Annotated in this window: 17 protein-coding genes; 13 read left to right on the top strand and 4 right to left on the bottom strand. The window is 71.1% G+C overall.

From position 1 onward, the window contains the following. Positions 1 to 7: 7 nt before the first annotated feature. Positions 8 to 1,486 carry an APC family permease gene (locus tag OG758_RS07385; RefSeq protein WP_326709221.1) on the bottom strand — a complete coding sequence of 493 codons (1,479 nt, stop codon included), beginning with the start codon at positions 1,484 to 1,486 and terminating at the stop codon, positions 8 to 10. Between the two features lie 119 nt (positions 1,487 to 1,605). On the opposite strand from OG758_RS07385, the gene OG758_RS07380 reads away from it, so the two are divergent. Next, a complete protein-coding gene (locus tag OG758_RS07380) occupies positions 1,606 to 2,298 on the top strand; it encodes a TetR/AcrR family transcriptional regulator (protein ID WP_326709220.1) in 693 nt (230 codons plus the stop codon). A gap of 22 nt (positions 2,299 to 2,320) precedes the next feature. On the opposite strand, the gene OG758_RS07375 is transcribed toward OG758_RS07380, so the two are convergent. Continuing rightward, positions 2,321 to 3,031: a FadR/GntR family transcriptional regulator gene (locus OG758_RS07375; protein ID WP_266677864.1), complete on the bottom strand. Its 711-nt coding sequence runs from the start codon at positions 3,029 to 3,031 to the stop codon at positions 2,321 to 2,323. Between the two features lie 179 nt (positions 3,032 to 3,210). Between OG758_RS07375 and OG758_RS07370 the strand changes: the two genes are divergently transcribed. The 8 genes from OG758_RS07370 to OG758_RS07335 are packed head-to-tail and all read left to right on the top strand — an operon-like array spanning position 3,211 to position 11,147. Then, the gene (locus OG758_RS07370; RefSeq protein WP_227298884.1) at positions 3,211 to 4,287 is read left to right on the top strand and encodes a sugar ABC transporter substrate-binding protein; all 1,077 of its coding nucleotides are present in this window, start codon (positions 3,211 to 3,213) and stop codon (positions 4,285 to 4,287) included. Then, positions 4,284 to 5,813 (top strand): sugar ABC transporter ATP-binding protein, encoded by a 1,530-nt coding sequence (locus tag OG758_RS07365; RefSeq protein ID WP_326709219.1) that lies wholly within the window; start codon positions 4,284 to 4,286, stop codon positions 5,811 to 5,813. The genes OG758_RS07370 and OG758_RS07365 overlap by 4 nt, the downstream gene beginning before the upstream one ends. Then, complete coding sequence (locus OG758_RS07360; RefSeq protein WP_326709218.1) at positions 5,806 to 6,840, top strand: ABC transporter permease; 1,035 nt, start codon at positions 5,806 to 5,808, stop codon at positions 6,838 to 6,840. Before OG758_RS07365 ends, OG758_RS07360 begins: the two co-directional genes overlap by 8 nt. 27 nt (positions 6,841 to 6,867) lie before the next feature. Next, positions 6,868 to 8,223, top strand: a complete 1,356-nt coding sequence (locus OG758_RS07355) for an L-fuconate dehydratase (protein WP_326709217.1) — start codon at positions 6,868 to 6,870, stop codon at positions 8,221 to 8,223. Positions 8,224 to 8,237: 14 nt separating this feature from the next. Next, on the top strand, positions 8,238 to 8,993 hold the full coding sequence (locus OG758_RS07350) for an SDR family NAD(P)-dependent oxidoreductase (RefSeq protein ID WP_326715837.1): 756 nt from the start codon (positions 8,238 to 8,240) through the stop codon (positions 8,991 to 8,993). A gap of 5 nt (positions 8,994 to 8,998) precedes the next feature. After that, entirely contained in the window at positions 8,999 to 9,994 is a 996-nt protein-coding gene (locus OG758_RS07345; RefSeq protein ID WP_326709216.1) for an aldo/keto reductase, read from the top strand. After that, positions 9,991 to 10,302: an L-rhamnose mutarotase gene (locus OG758_RS07340; RefSeq protein ID WP_326709215.1), complete on the top strand. Its 312-nt coding sequence runs from the start codon at positions 9,991 to 9,993 to the stop codon at positions 10,300 to 10,302. Before OG758_RS07345 ends, OG758_RS07340 begins: the two co-directional genes overlap by 4 nt. Next, positions 10,302 to 11,147 (top strand): amidohydrolase family protein, encoded by an 846-nt coding sequence (locus tag OG758_RS07335; RefSeq protein WP_326709214.1) that lies wholly within the window; start codon positions 10,302 to 10,304, stop codon positions 11,145 to 11,147. Before OG758_RS07340 ends, OG758_RS07335 begins: the two co-directional genes overlap by 1 nt. Here OG758_RS07335 and OG758_RS07330 read toward each other — a convergent pair. Beyond that, positions 11,135 to 12,565: a lipase maturation factor family protein gene (locus OG758_RS07330; protein ID WP_326709213.1), complete on the bottom strand. Its 1,431-nt coding sequence runs from the start codon at positions 12,563 to 12,565 to the stop codon at positions 11,135 to 11,137. The genes OG758_RS07335 and OG758_RS07330 overlap by 13 nt on opposite strands. A gap of 118 nt (positions 12,566 to 12,683) precedes the next feature. Here OG758_RS07330 and OG758_RS07325 point away from each other — a divergent pair, with 118 nt between their 5' ends. The 3 genes from OG758_RS07325 (at position 12,684) to OG758_RS07315 (ending at position 16,953) form a co-directional block, all read left to right on the top strand. Then, entirely contained in the window at positions 12,684 to 13,811 is a 1,128-nt protein-coding gene (locus OG758_RS07325; RefSeq protein ID WP_326709212.1) for a DUF6777 domain-containing protein, read from the top strand. A gap of 126 nt (positions 13,812 to 13,937) precedes the next feature. Next, positions 13,938 to 16,034 carry a SpoIIE family protein phosphatase gene (locus OG758_RS07320; RefSeq protein WP_326709211.1) on the top strand — a complete coding sequence of 699 codons (2,097 nt, stop codon included), beginning with the start codon at positions 13,938 to 13,940 and terminating at the stop codon, positions 16,032 to 16,034. A 58-nt stretch (positions 16,035 to 16,092) separates the two neighbouring features. After that, on the top strand, positions 16,093 to 16,953 hold the full coding sequence (locus OG758_RS07315; RefSeq protein ID WP_326709210.1) for an Fpg/Nei family DNA glycosylase: 861 nt from the start codon (positions 16,093 to 16,095) through the stop codon (positions 16,951 to 16,953). Positions 16,954 to 16,998: 45 nt separating this feature from the next. On the opposite strand, the gene OG758_RS07310 is transcribed toward OG758_RS07315, so the two are convergent. After that, positions 16,999 to 17,649 carry a zf-HC2 domain-containing protein gene (locus OG758_RS07310; RefSeq protein WP_326709209.1) on the bottom strand — a complete coding sequence of 217 codons (651 nt, stop codon included), beginning with the start codon at positions 17,647 to 17,649 and terminating at the stop codon, positions 16,999 to 17,001. A 139-nt stretch (positions 17,650 to 17,788) separates the two neighbouring features. Between OG758_RS07310 and OG758_RS07305 the strand changes: the two genes are divergently transcribed. Continuing rightward, positions 17,789 to 18,538 carry a LytR/AlgR family response regulator transcription factor gene (locus OG758_RS07305; RefSeq protein ID WP_326709208.1) on the top strand — a complete coding sequence of 250 codons (750 nt, stop codon included), beginning with the start codon at positions 17,789 to 17,791 and terminating at the stop codon, positions 18,536 to 18,538. Positions 18,539 to 18,562: the final 24 nt, after the last annotated feature.

The following is an 18,562-nucleotide window of genomic DNA, read 5'->3' as shown; positions in this document are numbered from 1 at the left end:
GGGCTGGTCAGGAACGTTCGGCGGTCAGGGGGACCGGCTCGGGAGTGGTGACACCGCCCTTGACGAAGTACGGGGAGCGGCGCACGTACTTGGCGTACGCGGCCATCACCAGGCCGGACGCGACGATGGCGACCGGTACCGACAGCATGAACCACCCGTTGTCCGGGCTGAGTTCGAAGCTGTCGCTCATCGTCACGTACGAGCGGGCGAGGTAGACGCCGATCCCGAGGAGCGCGATGCCGCTGACCCCGGGGGCCACGACCGCGCGCAGCGCACCGGACAGCGGACCGTGCAGGGCGGCGCGGAAGCGGACCGCGCAGGCGAGCGCCGTCAGGCCGTAGTACAGGGCGACGACCAGGCCGATGGAGTTGACGGCGGCGAGGATCATCTCGTTGAGCTTGGGGATGGCCAGCGCGAGCACGGAGACCGCGGCGGAGATCGACATGATGAGGACCGTGCCGAGGGCCGGGGATTCGTAACGCGGGCTGACGCGGGTCCATACCTGGCCCATCGTGCGGTCGCGGCCCATGGCGAGGAGGCCGCGGGCCGTCGGGATGACGCTCGACTGGAGCGAGGCCACCGCGGAGAACATCAGCGCGAGCAGCGGCAGCGTCGCCCACGGCTCGTCGGCCAGTTTCGCGCCCAGATACGTGAGGCCCTGCGGGCCCTGGGCGACCAGCTCCGGCAGGCTCATCTCGCGCTGGAAGGCCACGGCTCCGTAGAGGAACATCGCGAGCATCGTGAACAGCGCGATGAAGCCGCCCCGGCCCGCGTCCCGCACGTTCTTCGTCTCCTCGGTGACGCTGAACGCCGCGTCCCAGCCCCAGAAGAAGAACACCGCGAGGACGAGGCCCTGCGCGAAGGCCGTGCCGTCGTGGATCGCGAAGGGGTTCAGCCACGACCACTGGAAGGCGTGGCCGCCCGAGATCAGGGCCCAGCCGCAGAAGGCCAGCAGGACCGCGTACTCGAAGACGAGCAGCCAGGTCTGGAGCCGGGTGGCCTTGCGGACGCCGGTGATCGCCGTGTACGTCACGACGGCCAGGACCAGGAGGCCGACCACGGTGCTCAGGGCCGTCGAGTTCGGGTCCAGCGTGAGTCCGAGGGCGTGGTGCCAGCCGGCCTTGTTCGCGAACTGGAGGAAGACCGACCCGGTCACGGCGCTGGTGTACGCCATGAAGATGACTGTGCCGATCAGGGTGACCCAGCCCGTGATGAAGCCGGGCCACGGGCCGAGCGACTTGCCGACCCACACATAGCCGCTGCCCATGTTCGGCTCGGAGCGGTTGAGGCGGGCGTACGCGGAGGCGATGCCCAGGATCGGAAGGAACGCCACGAGCAGGATCGCCGGGGCCTGGAGGCCCACCGTCGCGGCGAGCGCACCCATGCCGATTCCGATGCTGGTGGTGGCCGCGGTGCTGGACGCGGCGATGGCGACGCCGTCGACGACACCGAGGGAACGGCGCAGGCCAGGGGGTTCGCTGCTCATTCGGACACTCCTGAAACCGGAGGAGGGGAGGGAGGCTGCGATCAAACAGGCCTTGTCAATGTTGCGTCAATGGTGTTGACATAAGGCGAACGGGCAGCGCGGACGGAAGGGGATTCGGTATGACCGAAGGGCGGATTCCGGTGGAGCGGCGGCGCCGCAAGCCGACCAAGTCGGGGGTGCTGCTCTCCGCCGACCTGATCGTCGACTGCGCCCTGCGCCTGGTCGGCCAGCACGGGCCCGACGCGCTGAGCGTGCGCAGACTGGGCGCCGCGCTCGGCTGCGACCCGAGTGCGGTCTACCGCTACTTCCACAACACGGACGACCTGCTCCTGGCCGTCGCCGACCGGATCATCGGCGAGAGCATGGCCGGCTTCGCACGGAGCGACGACTGGGTCGCGGACCTGCGGACCATGGCGCGACGGATCCACCGCGCCTACAGCGAGCACCCGCGGATCGCCGCCATGGCCGCGTACCGCGTGACGCGTCGGATCAACGAGGTCAAGGCGGTGGAGACGGGAATCGGGCTGCTGCGGAGCGCGGGCTTCGACGCGGCAACGGCCGTGCGGTACTACGCGGCGTTCGTCGACACGGCGCTGGGGCACGCGGCCCTGGACGCCTCCCATCTGGCGCTGCCGCCCGAGCGGCGCGCCCAGGACCACAGCGCCTGGACGGACACGTACCAGTCGCTCCCGGCGGACACGTACCCCCAACTCGACGCCGTGCGCGCGCACTTGCCCCTGATGGCGGAGAGCTCCTTCGAGACGGCCCTGGGGCTCCTGCTCTCGGCGCTGGCAGCACAGGCGCCGCGCTGACTCTCCTTCTTGCGGGGGGTGGTCAGGTCGGTTCGGCGTCGAGCTGGCTGCGCATCCAGGCCTCGACCTCGCCCACATGGGCCGCCGCCGCGGCGCGCGCCGCCTCCGGGTCGCGGGCGACCAGCGCGCGGTGGATACGGGCGTGCTCGCGGCCCGTGCGCTCGAAGGCGCCCTCTTCCTGGTAGCCGCGCCACACGCGGGCCCGGAACGTCCGTGACGACAGTCCCTCCAGGATCGCGGCCATCGTGTCATTGCCCGCGGCCGTGGCGATCACCCGGTGGAACGCGAGGTCGTGGGAGAGGATCTCCTCGGGGTCGTCCGTCGCCGCCATCGCCGCCAAGTGCAGCTCCACTTCGGCGAGTTGCTCGGGTGTGATGCGCGCGGCCGCCAGCGCGGTCGCGGTCGACTCGAGCACGCGGCGCACCTCCATCAGCTCCACAAGCCGCGCGCCGCGCGAGAGGTCCGCGACGACGCCGAACGTCTCCAGGAGATCCCCGGCGTTCAACTGCGTGACGTAGATGCCGGATCCGTGCCGCGCCTCCAGGACGCCGAGGACCGTCAGCGCCCTGATCGCCTCACGCATGGAGCTGCGCGAGATGCCGAGCTGGGTGGCCAGATCGCGCTCCGTCGGCAGCCGCTGGCCCGGCTCGAGCAGTCCCTCGCCGATCATCGCCTTGATCTGCTCGATGGCCCGCTGCGTCACGGTGCCCTTCTGCGGGGCGGTCTGTTCCACGGACGCTCCTCAATATGCCGGATGCGCCGCAGTCTAGCCAGAGATGTGGTCGGACCACTACGGCCTGAAACACGGAAAAGTTGGCGCCGAGGGGTGTTGTGGCCGCCAAGTGGTCTGATAAATATTTCCGCCATCAGGTACCAGAAGTCGCTCGATCTCGCTCGATGAGGAGCCGTCAGATGGCCGGCAGAACAGTGCGCAAGCGGAACAGGTCGCGGATCGTGGGCGCGGCGGCGGTCGCCGCTTGCGCCGCCCTGGTGCTCTCCGCCTGCGGCAGCACGAAGGACGACGTCGCCTCCGGCGGCAAGGGCGGCGGTGACGGAAAGGGCAAGGTCGGGGTCATCCTGCCCCTGCTCACCTCGCCGTTCTGGCAGTCGTACAACGACTACGTGCCGAAGATGGCGAAGTCCGAGAGCGTGGACGCGCTCAAGACCGTCAACTCCAACAGTGACCCCTCGCAGCAGATCACGGACATCAACAACCAGCTCAACCAGGGCGTCAAGGGTCTCGTCGTCGCGCCCCTCGACAGCGCCGCGATCTCCGCCGGCCTCGACCAGGCCGAGCGCAAGGGCGTCCCCGTCGTCGCCGTGGACGTCGCGCCCGAGAAGGGCAAGGTCGCCATGGTCGTACGCGCCAACAACGTCGCGTACGGCGAGAAGGCCTGCGAGTACCTCGGCCAGCAGGTCAAGACCGGCAAGGTCGTCCAGATCATGGGTGACCTCGCCTCCGTGAACGGCCGCGAGCGCTCGCAGGCCTTCCGCGACTGCGTCAAGAAGAAGTACCCGGACCTCAAGGTCCTGGAGATCCCCGCCAAGTGGGAGTCCGACACCGCCGCGTCCAAGCTGGACACCCTCCTCAACGCCAACCCCGACATCAAGGGCATCTACATGCAGGCGGGCGGCGTCTACCTCGCGCCCACCCTGCAGACCCTCAAGTCCAAGGGCCTGCTGAAGAAGACCGGCGAGAAGGGCCACATCACGATCGTCTCGAACGACGGCATCCCGCAGGAGTTCGCCGCGATCCGCAAGGGCCAGATCGACGCGACCGTCTCCCAGCCCGCCGACGCCTACGCCAAGTACGGCATGTACTACATCAAGGCGGCGATGCAGGGGAAGACGTTCAAGCCCGGTCCCACCGACCACGACTCGGAGATCGTCAAGCTGCCCAGCGGCATCCTCGAGGACCAGCTGCCCGCGCCGCTCGTCACCAAGGACAACGTCGACGACCCGAAGCTCTGGGGAAACACGGTCAAATGAGCACCTCGACGACAACCACGCCGGCGGTCAGGCCGCTGGTCGAGGCGTCGGGCATCGCCAAGCGGTACGGTCCCACCGTCGCCCTGCAGGACGGTCGCCTGACCGTCCTGCCCGGCGAGTCCCACGCCCTCGTGGGCCGCAACGGCGCCGGGAAGTCCACCCTGGTCACGGTCCTCACCGGCCTCCAGGCACCGGACGCGGGCACCCTCCTGTTCGACGGCGAGCCCGCGCCCCCGCTCAGCGACCGCGACGCCTGGCGCGCCAAGGTTGCCTGCGTCTACCAGAAGCCGACCGTCGTACCCGAACTCACGGTCGCCGAGAACCTCTTCATCAACCGGCAGCCCGGCAGCCGCCGCGGCTTCTTCTCCTGGCGCAAGCTCCAGGAGGAGGCCGCGCAGGTCCTCGGCACCTGGGACATCCATGTCGACCCCGAGGCCCGCACCGCCGACCTCAAGGTCGAGGACCGCCAAATGGTGGAGATCGCCAGGGCGTTGAGCGGCGGCGCCCGTTTCATCGTTCTCGACGAGCCCACCGCACAGCTCGACAACCGCGAGATCGAGCGCCTCTTCACCCGCATGCGGGCCCTCCAGGAATCCGGCGTCACGTTCCTGTTCATCTCGCACCACCTCCAGGAGGTGTACGAGGTCTGCCAGACGGTCACCGTGCTGCGCGACGCCCGCTGGATCACCACGGCACCCGTCGCGGAACTGCCGCGCGCCGCACTGGTGGAGGCCATGGCCGGCGAGGTCATCGCCGAGGAGCGCGCGGCCGCCCGCGCCGCCGTGGAACACGAGCCCGACGCCACCGTCCTCCTCGACGCGCGCGGCCTCACCTCGGAGGCGTACCACGACGTCGACCTGACCATCCGCAGCGGCGAGGTCGTCGGGCTCGCCGGATCCAGCGGCAGCGGCAAGATCCAGCTCGCCGAGGCGTTCGCCGGACTGCACACGCCGACCGCCGGAACGGCCCGACTCGACGGCAGGAATCTGCCGTTCGGTGATGTCGGCGCCGCGCTCGCGGCGGGCGTCGGCTGCGTGCCGCGCGACCGGCACGACCAGGGACTCGTCACCGGCATGACCATCGGCGACAACGCCACCATGAGCGTCCTCGGGCGCCTGGGCCGCTACGGCTTCGTCGGCACCGACCGCAAGCGCCGCTTCGCCGCCGACCTCATCGACCGCCTCGACATCCATGCGGAGGGCCCCGACCAGCCCGTGTCCGACCTCTCCGGCGGCAACGCCCAGAAGGTCGTCATGGCCCGTGCCCTCGCCTCCGACCCCCGCCTTCTCGTCCTCATCAACCCCACCGCGGGCGTCGACGTGAAGTCCAAGGAGTCCCTGCTGTCCCGCATGGACAGCGCCCGCGAGGACGGCACCGCGGTCCTCGTCGTCTCCGACGAGCTCGACGACCTGCGCCGCTGCGACCGGGTCCTCGTCCTCTTCCACGGGAAGGTCGTCGCCGAGCACGCGGCCGGCTGGAACGACCACGAGCTGATCGCCTCCATCGAAGGAGTGGACCATGGCTGACATCAAGGCCCCGTCGGCCTCACCAGCCACCCCCGTACGGCTGCCCGGCAAAGGGTCCGCGAAGACCGTCCTGCTGCGCCGGGCCCGCGAACTCGCCCTCGTACCGGCCCTGTTGCTGCTGATGGTGCTCGGAGCGGTCGTCAACGACTCGTTCCTCACCGAACGCAACCTGATCTCCATCCTCGGCGCGTCCGCAGCCCTCGCGATGGTCGTGCTCGCAGAGTCGCTCGTCCTGATCACGGGCAAGTTCGACCTGTCCCTGGAGTCGGTGGTCGGCATCGCGCCCGCCGTCGGCGCCCTGCTCGTCCTGCCGGTCTCCCAGTCCGGATTCGGCACCGAGTTCCCGACCGTGCTCGCGCTGCTCGCGATCCTCGTCGTGGGCGCGGTGATCGGGGCCTTCAACGGCATCCTCGTCGTGAAGTTCAAGCTCAACGCCTTCATCGTGACGCTGGCGATGCTGATCGTCCTGCGCGGACTGCTCGTCGGCGCGACCAAGGGCAAGACGCTGTTCGGGATGCCCGACGCGTTCTTCTCCCTCGCCACCACGACGTTCCTGCGCATCCCGATGTCGGTGTGGCTGGCCGCCGTCGCCTTCGGCGTGGTGGGCCTCATCCTGAAGTACCACCGGATCGGCCGCGCCATGTACGCGATCGGCGGCAACGCCGACGCCGCACGCGCGGCGGGAATCCGCGTCGAGCGCGTGATGCTCGGTGTGTTCGTCGCCGCGGGCGTCCTCGCCTCGGTCGGCGGGATCATGCAGACCGGCTACGTCGGCGCGATCAGCGCCAACCAGGGCAACAACATGATCTTCACCGTGTTCGCGGCGGCGGTCATCGGCGGCATCAGCCTCGACGGAGGCAAGGGCACCATGTTCGGCGCCCTCACCGGCGTCCTGCTGCTCGGTGTCGTCCAGAACCTGCTGACCCTCGCCCAGGTTCCGTCGTTCTGGATCCAGGCCATCTACGGCGGAATCATCCTCCTCGCCCTGATGATCGCCCGTGTGACGACCGGCCGCGCCCAGGACTGACCCCCGCCTCAGCAAGAAAGGCCACCCGTGTCTCCAACTGCCGCCCGAATCATCGCGGTTGACACTTTCGACATCCGGTTCCCGACCTCCAGGGAGCTGGACGGATCCGACGCCATGAACCCGGACCCCGACTACTCCGCCGCCTACGTCGTGCTCCGCACCGACGCCGCCGACGGAGTCGAGGGGCACGGATTCACGTTCACCATCGGTCGTGGCAACGATGTCCAGGTCGCAGCGATCGACGCCCTGCGGCACCATGTCGTCGGCCGGGGGGTCGACGAACTGTGCGCCGACCCGGGGACGTTGAACCGCGACCTGATCGGCGACAGCCAGCTCCGCTGGCTCGGCCCCGAGAAGGGCGTGATGCACATGGCGATCGGTGCCGTCGTCAACGCCGTGTGGGACCTGGCGGCCAAGCGCGCCCGCAAGCCGCTGTGGCAGTTCCTGGCCGACGCGACGCCCGAGTGGCTCGTCTCGCAGATCGACTTCCGCTACATCGCCGACGCGCTCACCCCCGACGACGCCCTCGCGCTCCTCAGATCGGGCCGTGAGGGCGCGGCGGAACGCGAGAGCACCCTGCGCTTGCGCGGCTTCCCCGGCTACACCACCTCACCCGGCTGGCTCGGCTACTCCGACGAGAAGCTCGGCCGCCTCGCCCGGCAGGCCGTCGCCGACGGTTTCCGGCAGATCAAGCTGAAGGTCGGCGCTGACCTCGCCGACGACATCCGGCGCTGCCGCACCGCCCGCTCGGTGATCGGCCCGGACATCCGCATGGCGATCGACGCCAACCAGCGGTGGAACGTCGGCGAGGCCATCGAGTGGACCAAGGCGCTCGCCGAGTTCGACCCGTACTGGGTGGAGGAGCCCACCAGCCCCGACGACGTCCTCGGTCACGCCGCGATCCGCAGGGCCGTCGCGCCCGTGAAGGTCGCCACCGGCGAGCACGTCCAGAACCGCATCATCTTCAAGCAGCTCCTCCAGGCCGGCGCCATCGACATCCTGCAGATCGACGCGGCCCGCGTCGGCGGCGTCAACGAGAACCTCGCCATCCTGCTGCTCGCCGCCAAGTTCGGCGTCCCCGTGTGCCCGCACGCGGGCGGCGTCGGCCTGTGCGAACTCGTCCAGCACCTCTCGATGTTCGACTACATCGCCGTCGCGGGCACCACGCAGGACCGCGTCATCGAGTACGTCGACCATCTGCACGGCCACTTCATCGACCCCGTCGTGATGCGCGACGGCCATTACACGGCGCCCACCGCGCCCGGCTTCTCCGCCGCGATGCGGCCCGAGTCCATCGCGGAGTACACCTACCCCGACGGCTCTTTCTGGGCCGCCGACCTCGCCCGGCAGGGCGCCACCGACCAGAAGGGTGCAGCGGCATGACCGACGCCAGCGACGTGCAGGACTTCGCGGGGCTCAAGGCCCTCGTCACCGGCGGAGCGTCCGGGATCGGCCGGGCCACCGCCGAACTCCTCGCCGCCCGCGGCGCCGGCGTCGCCGTGCTCGACCTCGACCCGGGCAGCGTCGACAAGCCGCTGCGCGGCTACACCGCCGACGTCGGCGACGACGCCTCCGTCCGCGCCGCCGTGGCCGCCGCCGTGGCTGACCTCGGCGGCCTCGACGTCCTCGTCAACAACGCGGGCATCGGCGCCCAGGGCACCGTCGAGGACAACGACGACGACCAGTGGCACCGCGTCCTCGACGTCAACGTCCTCGGCATCGTCCGCACCACGCGCGCAGCCCTGCCCCACCTGAGGGACTCCGAGCACGCGGCGATCGTCAACACCTGCTCCATCGCCGCGACGGCCGGCCTCCCGCAGCGCGCCCTGTACTCGGCGTCGAAGGGCGCCGTGTACTCCCTGACGCTCGCCATGGCCGCCGACCACGTCCGCGAAGGGGTACGCGTCAACTGCGTCAACCCGGGGACCGTGGACACCCCATGGGTCGGCAGGCTGCTGTCCGCCGCCCCCGACCCGGCCGCCGAGCGCGCGGCCCTCGCATCCCGTCAGCCCACGGGCCGCCTCGTCTCCGCCGCCGAAGTCGCGGGCGCCGTCGCGTACTTGGCCAGCCCGCTGTCCGGTGCCACCACCGGCACCGCCCTGGCCGTCGACGGCGGGATGCAGGGTCTGCGGCTGCGCCCCGCGGGCCAGTGACCGCCATGCGTACCCGCACCCTGGGCCGCAGCGGCGTCGAGGTCACCGAGCTGTCCTTCGGCGCCGCCGGTATCGGCAACCTGTACGCGCCCGTCACCGACGAGGAGGCCCGGGCCGCTGTCGACGCGGCCTGGGACGCGGACATCCGCTACTTCGACACGGCGCCGCACTACGGCATCGGCCTGTCCGAGCGGCGCCTCGGCGAGGCACTCGCGGCCCGGGACCGGTCGGCGTACACCGTCTCCACGAAGGCGGGACGCCTCCTCGTAGCGGCCGGGGAGAGCGGGGGCGACGACCTGGAGAACGGGTTCGCCGTGCCCGCCACGCACCGCCGCGTCTGGGACTTCAGCGCGGACGGGGTGCGCCGCTCCCTGGAGGACAGCCTGACGCGGCTGGGCCTCGACCGCGTCGACATCGTCTACCTGCACGACCCGGACGACCACGGTGAGCAGGCGTTCCGCGAGGCCTACCCGGCCCTTGAGCGGTTGCGCGCCGAGGGCGTCGTCGGGGCGATCGGAGCCGGCATGAACCAGGCCGCGATGCTCACCCGGTTCGTCCGCGACACCGATGTGGACACCGTCCTGTGCGCGGGCCGCTACACCCTCCTCGACCAGGGGGCGCTGACGGAACTGCTGCCCGAGGCGCAGGCGCGCGGCACGTCGGTCGTCGTCGGCGGCGTGTTCAACTCCGGCCTCCTCGCCGACCCGCGGCCCGGCGCGACGTACGACTACGCGGCGGCGCCCCGCGAAGTCCTCGATCGTGCCTACCGGTTGAAGGACGTGGCGCAGCGGCACGGCATCAGCCTGCGGGCGGCCGCGCTCGCCTTCCCGTTCGGTCATCCGGCGGTGGCGAGTGTCCTGGTCGGCACCCGCTCGCCGCACGAAGTCCGCGACACCGCACAGCAGTTCACCGTCGCCGTACCGGCCGCGTTCTGGAAGGACGCCCGCGCCGGGGGACTCCTTGCCGACCACGTCCCCGTACCCGGAGAGGAGCACCCGTGAGAATCGCCCTGCACACCAAGGTCCGCGCCGACCGCGTCGAGGCGTACGAGGCCGCCCACCGCGAGGTCCCGGCCGAACTCCGGAAGGCCATCCGCGCGGCCGGTGCCACGTCGTGGACCATCTGGCGCAGCGGGACCGACCTGTTCCACGTCCTGGAGTGCGAGGACTACGCCCGCATGCTCGCCGAACTGGACAAGCTGCCGGTGAACATCGCCTGGCAGGCCCGCATGGCCGAACTCCTCGATGTCGTCCACGACTACTCGGCCGACGGCGCCGACGCGGGCCTGCCCGTCGTCTGGGAGCTGTGATGCCCGCGATCGTCGACGCGCACCACCACGTCTGGGACCTCTCCGTGCGCGACCAGGACTGGATCACCGGTGAGCAACTCGCCCCGATCCGGCGGGACTTCACACTGGGCGACCTGGCACCCCTGGCGCGCAAGTCCGGTGTCACGGCCACCGTCCTCGTGCAGACCGTCACCGTCGAGGAGGAGACCCCGGAGTTCCTCGCCCTCGCGCACGACAGCGAACTCGTCGCCGGAGTGGTCGGCTGGGCCGACCTCACGCGCCCGGACATCGGCGACGCCCTGGCCCGGCTCGCCGAACTCCCGGGCGGACGTTACCTGAAGGGCATCCGCCACCAGGTCCAAGGGGAACCCGACCCCGAGTGGCTGCTGCGGCCCGACGTGCGCCGAGGCCTCGAGGCCGTCGCCGACGCCGGTCTGGTCTACGACCTGGTGGTGCTGCCGAACCAGCTCCCCGCCTGCGCGGCGGCGGCCGCCGCTCTGCCCGGCCTCACCTTCGTCCTCGACCACTGCGGCAAGCCGCCCATCGCGTCGGGCGTCACCGAGCCGTGGGCCGACGACGTGCGCGTGCTGGCGGCCCTCCCCAACACGGTCTGCAAACTCTCCGGCCTGGTCACCGAGGCCGACTGGGAGACCTGGACGCCGGGGGCGCTTCGGCCGTACGCCGACACGGTGCTGGATGCGTTCGGGCCCGACCGCGTGATGTTCGGCTCGGACTGGCCGGTGTGCAATCTGGCGGCGACCTACGAGCAAGTCATGGAAGCAGCACATGAGTTGACGGGTTCGCTGACCACCCCTGAGCGTGACGCGGTCTTCGGCGGCACGGCGACCCGCGTCTACCGGTTCTGAATCCGGGAGGCGGCAAGCCGCGTCGGCCTCAGGAACTCGCGTACGTACGTCCGCTCCCAGCAGGCACCTGTCGCCCGCAGCTCGCGCCATGTGGTGAAGCGGTAGCGGTAGAGCCGGGCCCGGACGTACGTGGGCGGGGCGTCGGCGGGGAACGGGGAGCGGCGCAGGAGCCGCAGCGTGTCGCGGTCGCCGGTGAGGAGGCGCTCGATGAGGCCTCCGAACCAGGATTCCGCGTACATGGGGGAGAGTGCGGCGAACCACATCAGCCAGTCGAGCCGCAGATGGTAGGGGGCGAACTGGCGTGGCCAGCGCCCGGGATCGCCCGGCTTTCCCCTGAACTCGTAGACCAGCCAGGAGGATTCCTCGCGCGGCACCGGGTCGGCCGTGCCCTCGATGACGATCTCGTGCCGGATGCGCCCGACGGAACCGAAGGCTCCGTACGCGTTGACGAGGTGCAGGGAATCGTAGGAGCGGTTCATGGACTGGCGCCGGGACAGCAGGTTGCGTGCCGGGCGGTAGCTCAGCGCGACGACGAGTGCGGTGACGGCGATGACGACGCACTCGTACCAGAGCGGGGCGGCGGCCAGGTGCGGCGGCTCGCGCAGGAGGGAGAAGTCCACCGCCGTCACGGCGAGCACGATCGTCAGCCAGTTCAGCCACGAGAAGTTGCCCGACAGGACCAGCCACAGCTGGGTGAGGATCATCAGGCAGGCCGCGCCCGTCGCGATCGGCTGCGGGGTGAACAGGAACACGGGCACGACGAGTTGGGTCACGTGGTTGGCCCCGGCCTCGACGCGGTGCAGGGGGCGCGGGAGCCGGTGGAAGAACCAGCTCAGCGGGCCCGGCATCGGCTGTGTCTCATGGTGGTAGTAGAGGCACGTCAGCTTCCGCCAGCACTCGTCGCCGCGCATTTTGATCATGCCCGCGCCGAATTCGATGCGGAAGAGGACCCAGCGCAGGAGCACCAGTACGAGCACGGGTGGCGCCACCCGTTCGTTGCCGAGGAACACGGCGAGGAAGCCCACCTCCAGCAGGAGTGACTCCCAGCCGAACGCGTACCAGGTCTGCCCGACGTTCACGATCGACAGATAGAGCACCCATGGCACCACCCACAGCGCCATGGCTGCCCACAGGGGCACCAGGTCGGCGAGGCCCGCGACGAGTGCGGCCGACACCGCGGCCCCGCCCCATGCGACGCCGGCGAAGAACCGGTCCGAGTAGTACGCCCTGAACAGCGTCGGCGTCTGCCGCCACGGCATCAGCGCCAGATAGCGCGGAACCGGCAGCATGCCGCGCTCGCCGATCAGAGCCCGGAACTGCAGCGCCGCCCCGACGAAGGCCACGAGATACAGCGCGGCCAGACCGCGCTGGAAGATCAGGCGGCCGAGCCAGTACCCCGGCGAGCTGAACCACTCCACCTCTCCAGTGTGACGGAGGGTGAGCGCACGCGCGTGCGGGATCGCATTGCGCTTGCGAGATGCCCGATTTCGCCGCAAACAATGGAGCAAAGTGCCCATCTGTAGGCGGGAGAACACGGTGCGCTCACCCACCAGGACCTTTGTCGCTGCCCTGGCGATATCCGCCGCGCTCCTGGTCGCCGGATGCTCGGGGGACAGCGGCAACAACGCGTCGGCCGACAAGGGGGAGCTCTTCCTCCAGCCCGTGGCCGGGACGGGCCCCGACCCGTTCACCGACTCCACCGCCAAGACCACCGAGACCCCCGCGCCCGTCACCCGAACGCCGCAGCCGCCGTCACCGAGTGGCACCGCCTCCGCGAGCACGCAGGGCATGCACCCCGTCGACGGCGCGACCCCCGGCCTCTACGGCGGCACGCAGTCCGTCGGAAGCTGCGACGTCGAGAAGCAGGTCACCTTCCTCACCGAGGACCCGACCAAGGAACGCGCCTTCGCCGCCGCCGAAGGCATCTCCGCGGCCTCCGTCCCCGGCTTCCTGCGCGGTCTCACGCCGGTCGTCCTGCGCGCCGACACGCGTGTCACCAACCACGGCTACCGCTCCGGAGAGGCGACGAGCTACCAGGCCGTGCTCCAGGCCGGCACCGCCGTCCTCGTCGACGACCGCGGGATGCCCCGGGTGCGGTGCGCGTGCGGCAACCCGCTGGGCCCGCCCGTCGCATTCAAGGGGACGCCGAACACCCAGGGACAGCAGTGGTCCGGGTACCGGCCCGCTCAGGTCGTGGTCGTCACCCCGGCACCGAAGGTCATCACGAACATCGTCATCGTGAACATCACGAACAACACGTGGGTCGAGCGGAAGGTCGGTGACGACGGGCAGCACGACAAGCGCGTACCGCCGCCCCCGATGCCGAAGCCCCACCCCTCCGGCAGCTCCGCGTCGCCCCCGACGTCGCCCCCGTCGTCGTCCGCGTCGCCGAGCCCGAGCAGCAGCACCGGCCCGCCGGACTCCTCCAGCAGCGCCAGCCCCCCGTCGTCACAGCCGCCCTCCTCGGAGAAGTCGGCGCCGGCCTCCGAGCCCGCGAGCCCGCCGACCAGCGCGCCCGGCGACACCGAACCCCCCACGGACTCGCCTCCCGGCGACGGATCCAGCGACCTCGGCCCGGACACCGTCCCCGACAGCCCCGACCGGCCCGACGGCAGCGGGCTCATCCCCGACGTGCCGTCCGTCGCGAACGTCTCCGACAGCTGACGGGCCCCATCCCGGCGTAGCGCCGCCGCACCGACGGCCCCGGCGCGCTCCGGGGTGAGCCCAGGCCCGTCCGGAGTACGCCGTGCCCCGCATGCGAGTGATTCGCGCTGCGCCTAGCGTGGCCCCATGGAAGCCGCCGGTACGGGGGGCGGGGAGCCGATCGACTGCACGCACTGCGGCAGGGCGACAGGGGGCGCCGCCTGCTGCTTCCTCGCCGAGTTCGGGGACCACCTGGGCATCGGCAGCTTCGACTGGGACCTCGACACCGGCCTGATGCACATGGACGCCAAGGCCCACGAGATCTTCGACGTACGCCCCGACGAGTACGAGGGTCGGCCCGAGTCGCTCGACATCCGCATCCCCCCGACCGAGGCCACCCGCCTCGACGAAATCGTCTCCACGGCCCTCAAGAGCAGCAACGAGAACTACGGCGCCTACTTCCGCATCAAATGCCGAGACGGCAGGATGCGCTGGACGCACACCCAGGGCTACATCAGGCGCGACGACATCGGCCGCCCGCGCCGCATCATCGGCATCGTCCGCGACGCCACCCAGGAACTCAGCGACAGCTCGGCCCGCCGCGAACAGGACGCCCTGCGCCGCCGCCAGACCAGCGTCGTCCAGGGCACCACCGCCGCCCTCGCGCACGCCCGCACCGTCCAGGACGTCATCGACGTCCTCAAGGACAGCCACGGCCTCCAGCACCTCGGCGCGACCAGCCTCGTCATGGGCCTCGTCAGGGCGGGCCGCATCCACCTGGTCGCCGACGGCCCCGAAGGAAGCTTCGTGCCCGGCACCAAGGTCACGCGGATCGACGAGCCGTACCCCATGGGCGACGTCGTACGCACCCTCGCGCCCCGCTTCATCGAGTCCCCCGACGACTTCGCCCGGTCCTACCCGCTGCTGTGGCCGCACATCACCCAGCTCGAGATCACGGCCGCGGCCTACCTGCCGCTCATCGCGCAGGCCCGACCCATTGGTGCGCTCGGCCTGCTCTACACCGACAAGCGCGGCTTCACCGAGGACGAGCGCAACGTCCTCGTCGCCCTCGGCAGCAGCATCGCCCAGAGCCTCCAGCGCGCGATGTTCTACGAGCAGGAGAAGGACCTCGCCCAGGGCCTCCAGCAGGCCATGCTGCCCCGCACCATTCCCGCGGTCTCGGGCGCCGACATCGCCGTCCGCTACCGCTCGGCCGCCCTCGGCCGCGACATCGGAGGCGACTGGTACGACGTGATCCCGCTGCCCGGCGGACGCGTCGGCGCCGTCATCGGCGACGTCCAGGGACACGACACCCACGCCGCCGCCGTCATGGGACAGTTGCGCATCGTGCTGCGCGCGTACGCCGCCGAGGGGCACACGCCCGCCACCGTCATGGCCCGCGCCTCCGTCTTCCTCCACGAACTCGACACCGAGCGGTTCGCGACCTGCCTGTACGCGGAGGCCGACCTGTCGACCGGGGTCGTCCAGCTCGTGCGCGCCGGACACCTGGACCCGCTGCTGCGCCTCACCGACGGAACCTGCCGCAGACTGCCCGTCGACGGCGGCCTGCCGCTCGGCCTCTCCGCCGAGTTCGGCCGGCTCGAATACCCGGTCGGGACCGTCGAACTCGACCCGGGCCAGGCACTGATCCTGTGCACCGACGGCCTCGTCGAGCAGCCGGGCGCCGACCTCGACGACGGACTGCAGGCCCTCACGGCCCTCGTCGGCAGCGGCCCCCACGACCTCGGCGACCTCGGCGACCTGCTGTGCGAGAGCGTCGACGAACGCGGCGGTGACGACGACGTCGCCCTGCTCCTGCTGCGCCGGCGCGGCATCGGCGCGCCCCAGTCGGGCGGCCGCCTCCAGCAACACGTCGCGCCGAACGACCCCGAGGCCCTGAGAGAGGCCCGGCACATGATCAGGGCCGCCGTCCGGGCCTGGGGCGCCGGCGGGCGCGAGGATGAGATCGAGCTCGTCGCCGACGAGATGATCACCAACGCGCTGATGCACACCGACGGCCCCGCGATCGTCACCCTCCGCGTGATCACTGCGTCCGACCGCAGGCTGCGCGTCGACGTCGAGGACACCTCCAGCGCGCTCCCGCGCCGCCGCGAGGCGGGCGAGGACGGCGTCTCGGGGCGCGGCCTGCTCCTCGTGGACCGGCTCGCGGACGTGTGGGGCGTGGAGGCGCGGGGGAGCGGCAAGTGCGTGTGGTGCGAGTTCGTGGTGCCGGCCAGGGACTGACCACGGGCACCATGACGGCTCACCTGGCGCTGTCGGTGCCCGGTGGCACTCTGGACGTATGCCGGAACTTCCCGAGGTCGAAGCGCTGACGGACTTCCTCACCGAGCATCTGGTGGGGCACGAGATCGTCCGCGTCCTGCCCGTCGCCGTGAGCGTCCTGAAGACGTACGACCCGCCGCCCGCCGCCCTGGAGGGCCGCACGGTCACGGGCGTGACGCGGCACGGCAAGTTCCTCGACCTCGACGCTGACGGGCTTCACCTCGTCACACACCTCGCCCGCGCAGGCTGGCTCCACTGGAGGGACCGGCTCCCCGACGGCCCGCCGCGCCCCGGCAAGGGACCGCTCGCCCTGCGCGTCGCCCTGGAGGACGGCGAGGGCTTCGACCTCACCGAGGCGGGCACCCAGAAGAGCCTCGCGGCGTACGTCGTCCGTGACCCGGCCGATGTCCCCGGCATCGCGAGGCTCGGCCCCGACCCGCTCGCCGACGGCTTCGACGAGGCGCGCTTCGCCGCTCTCCTGGACGGCGAGCGGCGGCAGATCAAGGGGGCGCTGCGCGACCAGAGCCTCGTCGCGGGCATCGGGAACGCCTACAGCGACGAGATCCTGCACGCCGCGAAGATGTCCCCCTTCAAGCTCGCGTCGAGCCTGACCGCCGACGACGTGTCCGTCCTCTACAAGGCCTTGCGGGACACGCTGGCCGAGGCCGTCGAGCGCTCCCGCGGCGTCGCGGCCGGGCGGCTCAAGGCCGAGAAGAAGAGCGGGCTGCGGGTGCACGGCAGAGCGGGCGAGAAGTGCCCGGTGTGCGGCGACACGATCCGTGAGGTGTCCTTCCACGACTCGTCGCTCCAGTACTGCGCGACCTGCCAGACGGGCGGCAAGCCGCTCGCGGACCGCAGGATGTCGAAGCTCCTGAAGTGAACGCCCTTGGGGGCGCTGCCCGAAGTCGCGTGCCAGGGAGGGGGTTCACCGCATAGGGATGGTCACCAGACGCGTTCCGTCCGTGGTCCGCACCTCGAAGCGGGCGATCTCCCGAGGGTGGAGCGCCACCGCGCTCTGCGTCGTGGTCGCCGCGGCGTCATGGGCCCGCGCGGCCCAGGTCGTCACCGTCTGCCGTGAACCGTCCTTGCCGACGGCCACCAGCTCGCACACGCGGGGCCCGCGCGCGTCACGGACCTCGATCCCCACCGCGGTGCCCCACTCGCGGCCGGACGCCGTCACCGACGCCGACACCCCGGTCCGCGCGTCCCGCGCGTCCAGCCGCACGGCGCCGTCGCCGGATCCGCCCAGGACCACAACACCCGGCCCCGCCACGGCGAGCACGACCGCCGCCGCCATCGCACACAGCCACCGCCTGCGCCCCGCCCGGCGCACCCGCTCCATCCGCGACACCAGTCCGTCCAGAAGCACGGGACCCGCCTCGGTCACGGTCTCCACGGCCTGCGGCGTCGCCCGCGCGTACAGCGCCAGTGCCGCCGTAGTGGACCCGAACTCCCCGACCCGCGCCACGCACCGCGGACACTGCCCGAGATGGTCCTCGAAGCGGAACCGGTCCGCCTCGTCGAGGACGCCCAGCGCGTAGGCGCCGACGTCGCGATGCCGATCCAGGGACCTCATGCCGTTCCTCGCGTCGTACGTGTCTGACCTCTGAGCGGACGGTGTGTGCCGCTCGCCCTCCCGTACGCAACCGGCCGCCGAATCACTCAAGTCCCACCAGGATTGGCCACCACTGGACAACCACCTACACTCCAACCGCATGCTGCGCGTACTGGCCGTCGACGACGAGGAACCCGCACTCGCCGAGCTGCTCTACCTGTTGCGGGCCGACCCGCGGGTGCGCGCAGCCGAGGGCGCCACCGACGCGAACGAGGCACTGCGCCGCATCGGCCGCGCCCTGGACGCGGGAGGCGACGACGCCAACGCCATCGACGTGCTCTTCCTCGACATCCAGATGGCCGGGCTCACAGGCCTCGACGTGGCGCGGCTCCTCGCGGGGTTCGCCAGGCCGCCGATGATCGTCTTCGTCACCGCGCACGAGGACTTCGCCGTGCAGGCCTTCGACCTGAAGGCCGTCGACTACGTCCTCAAGCCCGTGCGAAGGGAGCGCCTCGCGGAGGCCGTGCGGCGCGTCGCCGAACAGGCCGCCGTCGCCAGGCCCGCGGTGGACCTCTCCGCCGACCGGATCCCCGTCGAACTCGGCGGCGTCACCCGCCTCGTGGCCATCGCCGACATCGCGTACGCCGAGGCCCAGGGCGACTACGCGCGCCTGCACACCGCTGACGCCAGCCACCTTGTGCGCATACCGCTGACCACTCTGGAGGAGCGCTGGCAGCCGTACGGGTTCGTCCGGATCCACCGCAGCCATCTCGTCGCCCTGCACCGCATCGACGAACTCCGCCTCGACGGCGGAGGCATGAGCGTGCGGATAGGCGACGCCGAACTCGCGGTGAGCCGCCGCCATGCGAGCCGGGTGCGCGAACTGCTCATGCGGCGCGCGGGCGGCTGACCGGAAACCGCGTGACCTGGGCCG

It is taken from the genome of Streptomyces sp. NBC_01474, assembly GCF_035918215.1.
Lineage (GTDB): Bacteria > Actinomycetota > Actinomycetes > Streptomycetales > Streptomycetaceae > Streptomyces > Streptomyces aureus.
This window is presented reverse-complemented; position numbering and strand designations above follow the sequence as displayed.

Bases quoted from the DNA above. Each gene is read 5' to 3' on its own strand.
- OG758_RS07360 (WP_326709218.1), top strand. From the start codon at position 5,806: ATGGCTGACATCAAGGCCCCGTCGGCCTCACCAGCCACCCCCGTACGG.
- OG758_RS07315 (WP_326709210.1), top strand. From the start codon at position 16,093: ATGCCGGAACTTCCCGAGGTCGAAGCGCTGACGGACTTCCTCACCGAG.
- OG758_RS07385 (WP_326709221.1), bottom strand. From the start codon at position 1,486: ATGAGCAGCGAACCCCCTGGCCTGCGCCGTTCCCTCGGTGTCGTCGAC.
- OG758_RS07345 (WP_326709216.1), top strand. From the start codon at position 8,999: ATGCGTACCCGCACCCTGGGCCGCAGCGGCGTCGAGGTCACCGAGCTG.
- OG758_RS07335 (WP_326709214.1), top strand. From the start codon at position 10,302: ATGCCCGCGATCGTCGACGCGCACCACCACGTCTGGGACCTCTCCGTG.
- OG758_RS07320 (WP_326709211.1), top strand. From the start codon at position 13,938: ATGGAAGCCGCCGGTACGGGGGGCGGGGAGCCGATCGACTGCACGCAC.
- OG758_RS07305 (WP_326709208.1), top strand. From the start codon at position 17,789: ATGCTGCGCGTACTGGCCGTCGACGACGAGGAACCCGCACTCGCCGAG.
- OG758_RS07310 (WP_326709209.1), bottom strand. From the start codon at position 17,649: ATGAGGTCCCTGGATCGGCATCGCGACGTCGGCGCCTACGCGCTGGGC.
- OG758_RS07370 (WP_227298884.1), top strand. From the start codon at position 3,211: ATGGCCGGCAGAACAGTGCGCAAGCGGAACAGGTCGCGGATCGTGGGC.
- OG758_RS07380 (WP_326709220.1), top strand. From the start codon at position 1,606: ATGACCGAAGGGCGGATTCCGGTGGAGCGGCGGCGCCGCAAGCCGACC.
- OG758_RS07365 (WP_326709219.1), top strand. From the start codon at position 4,284: ATGAGCACCTCGACGACAACCACGCCGGCGGTCAGGCCGCTGGTCGAG.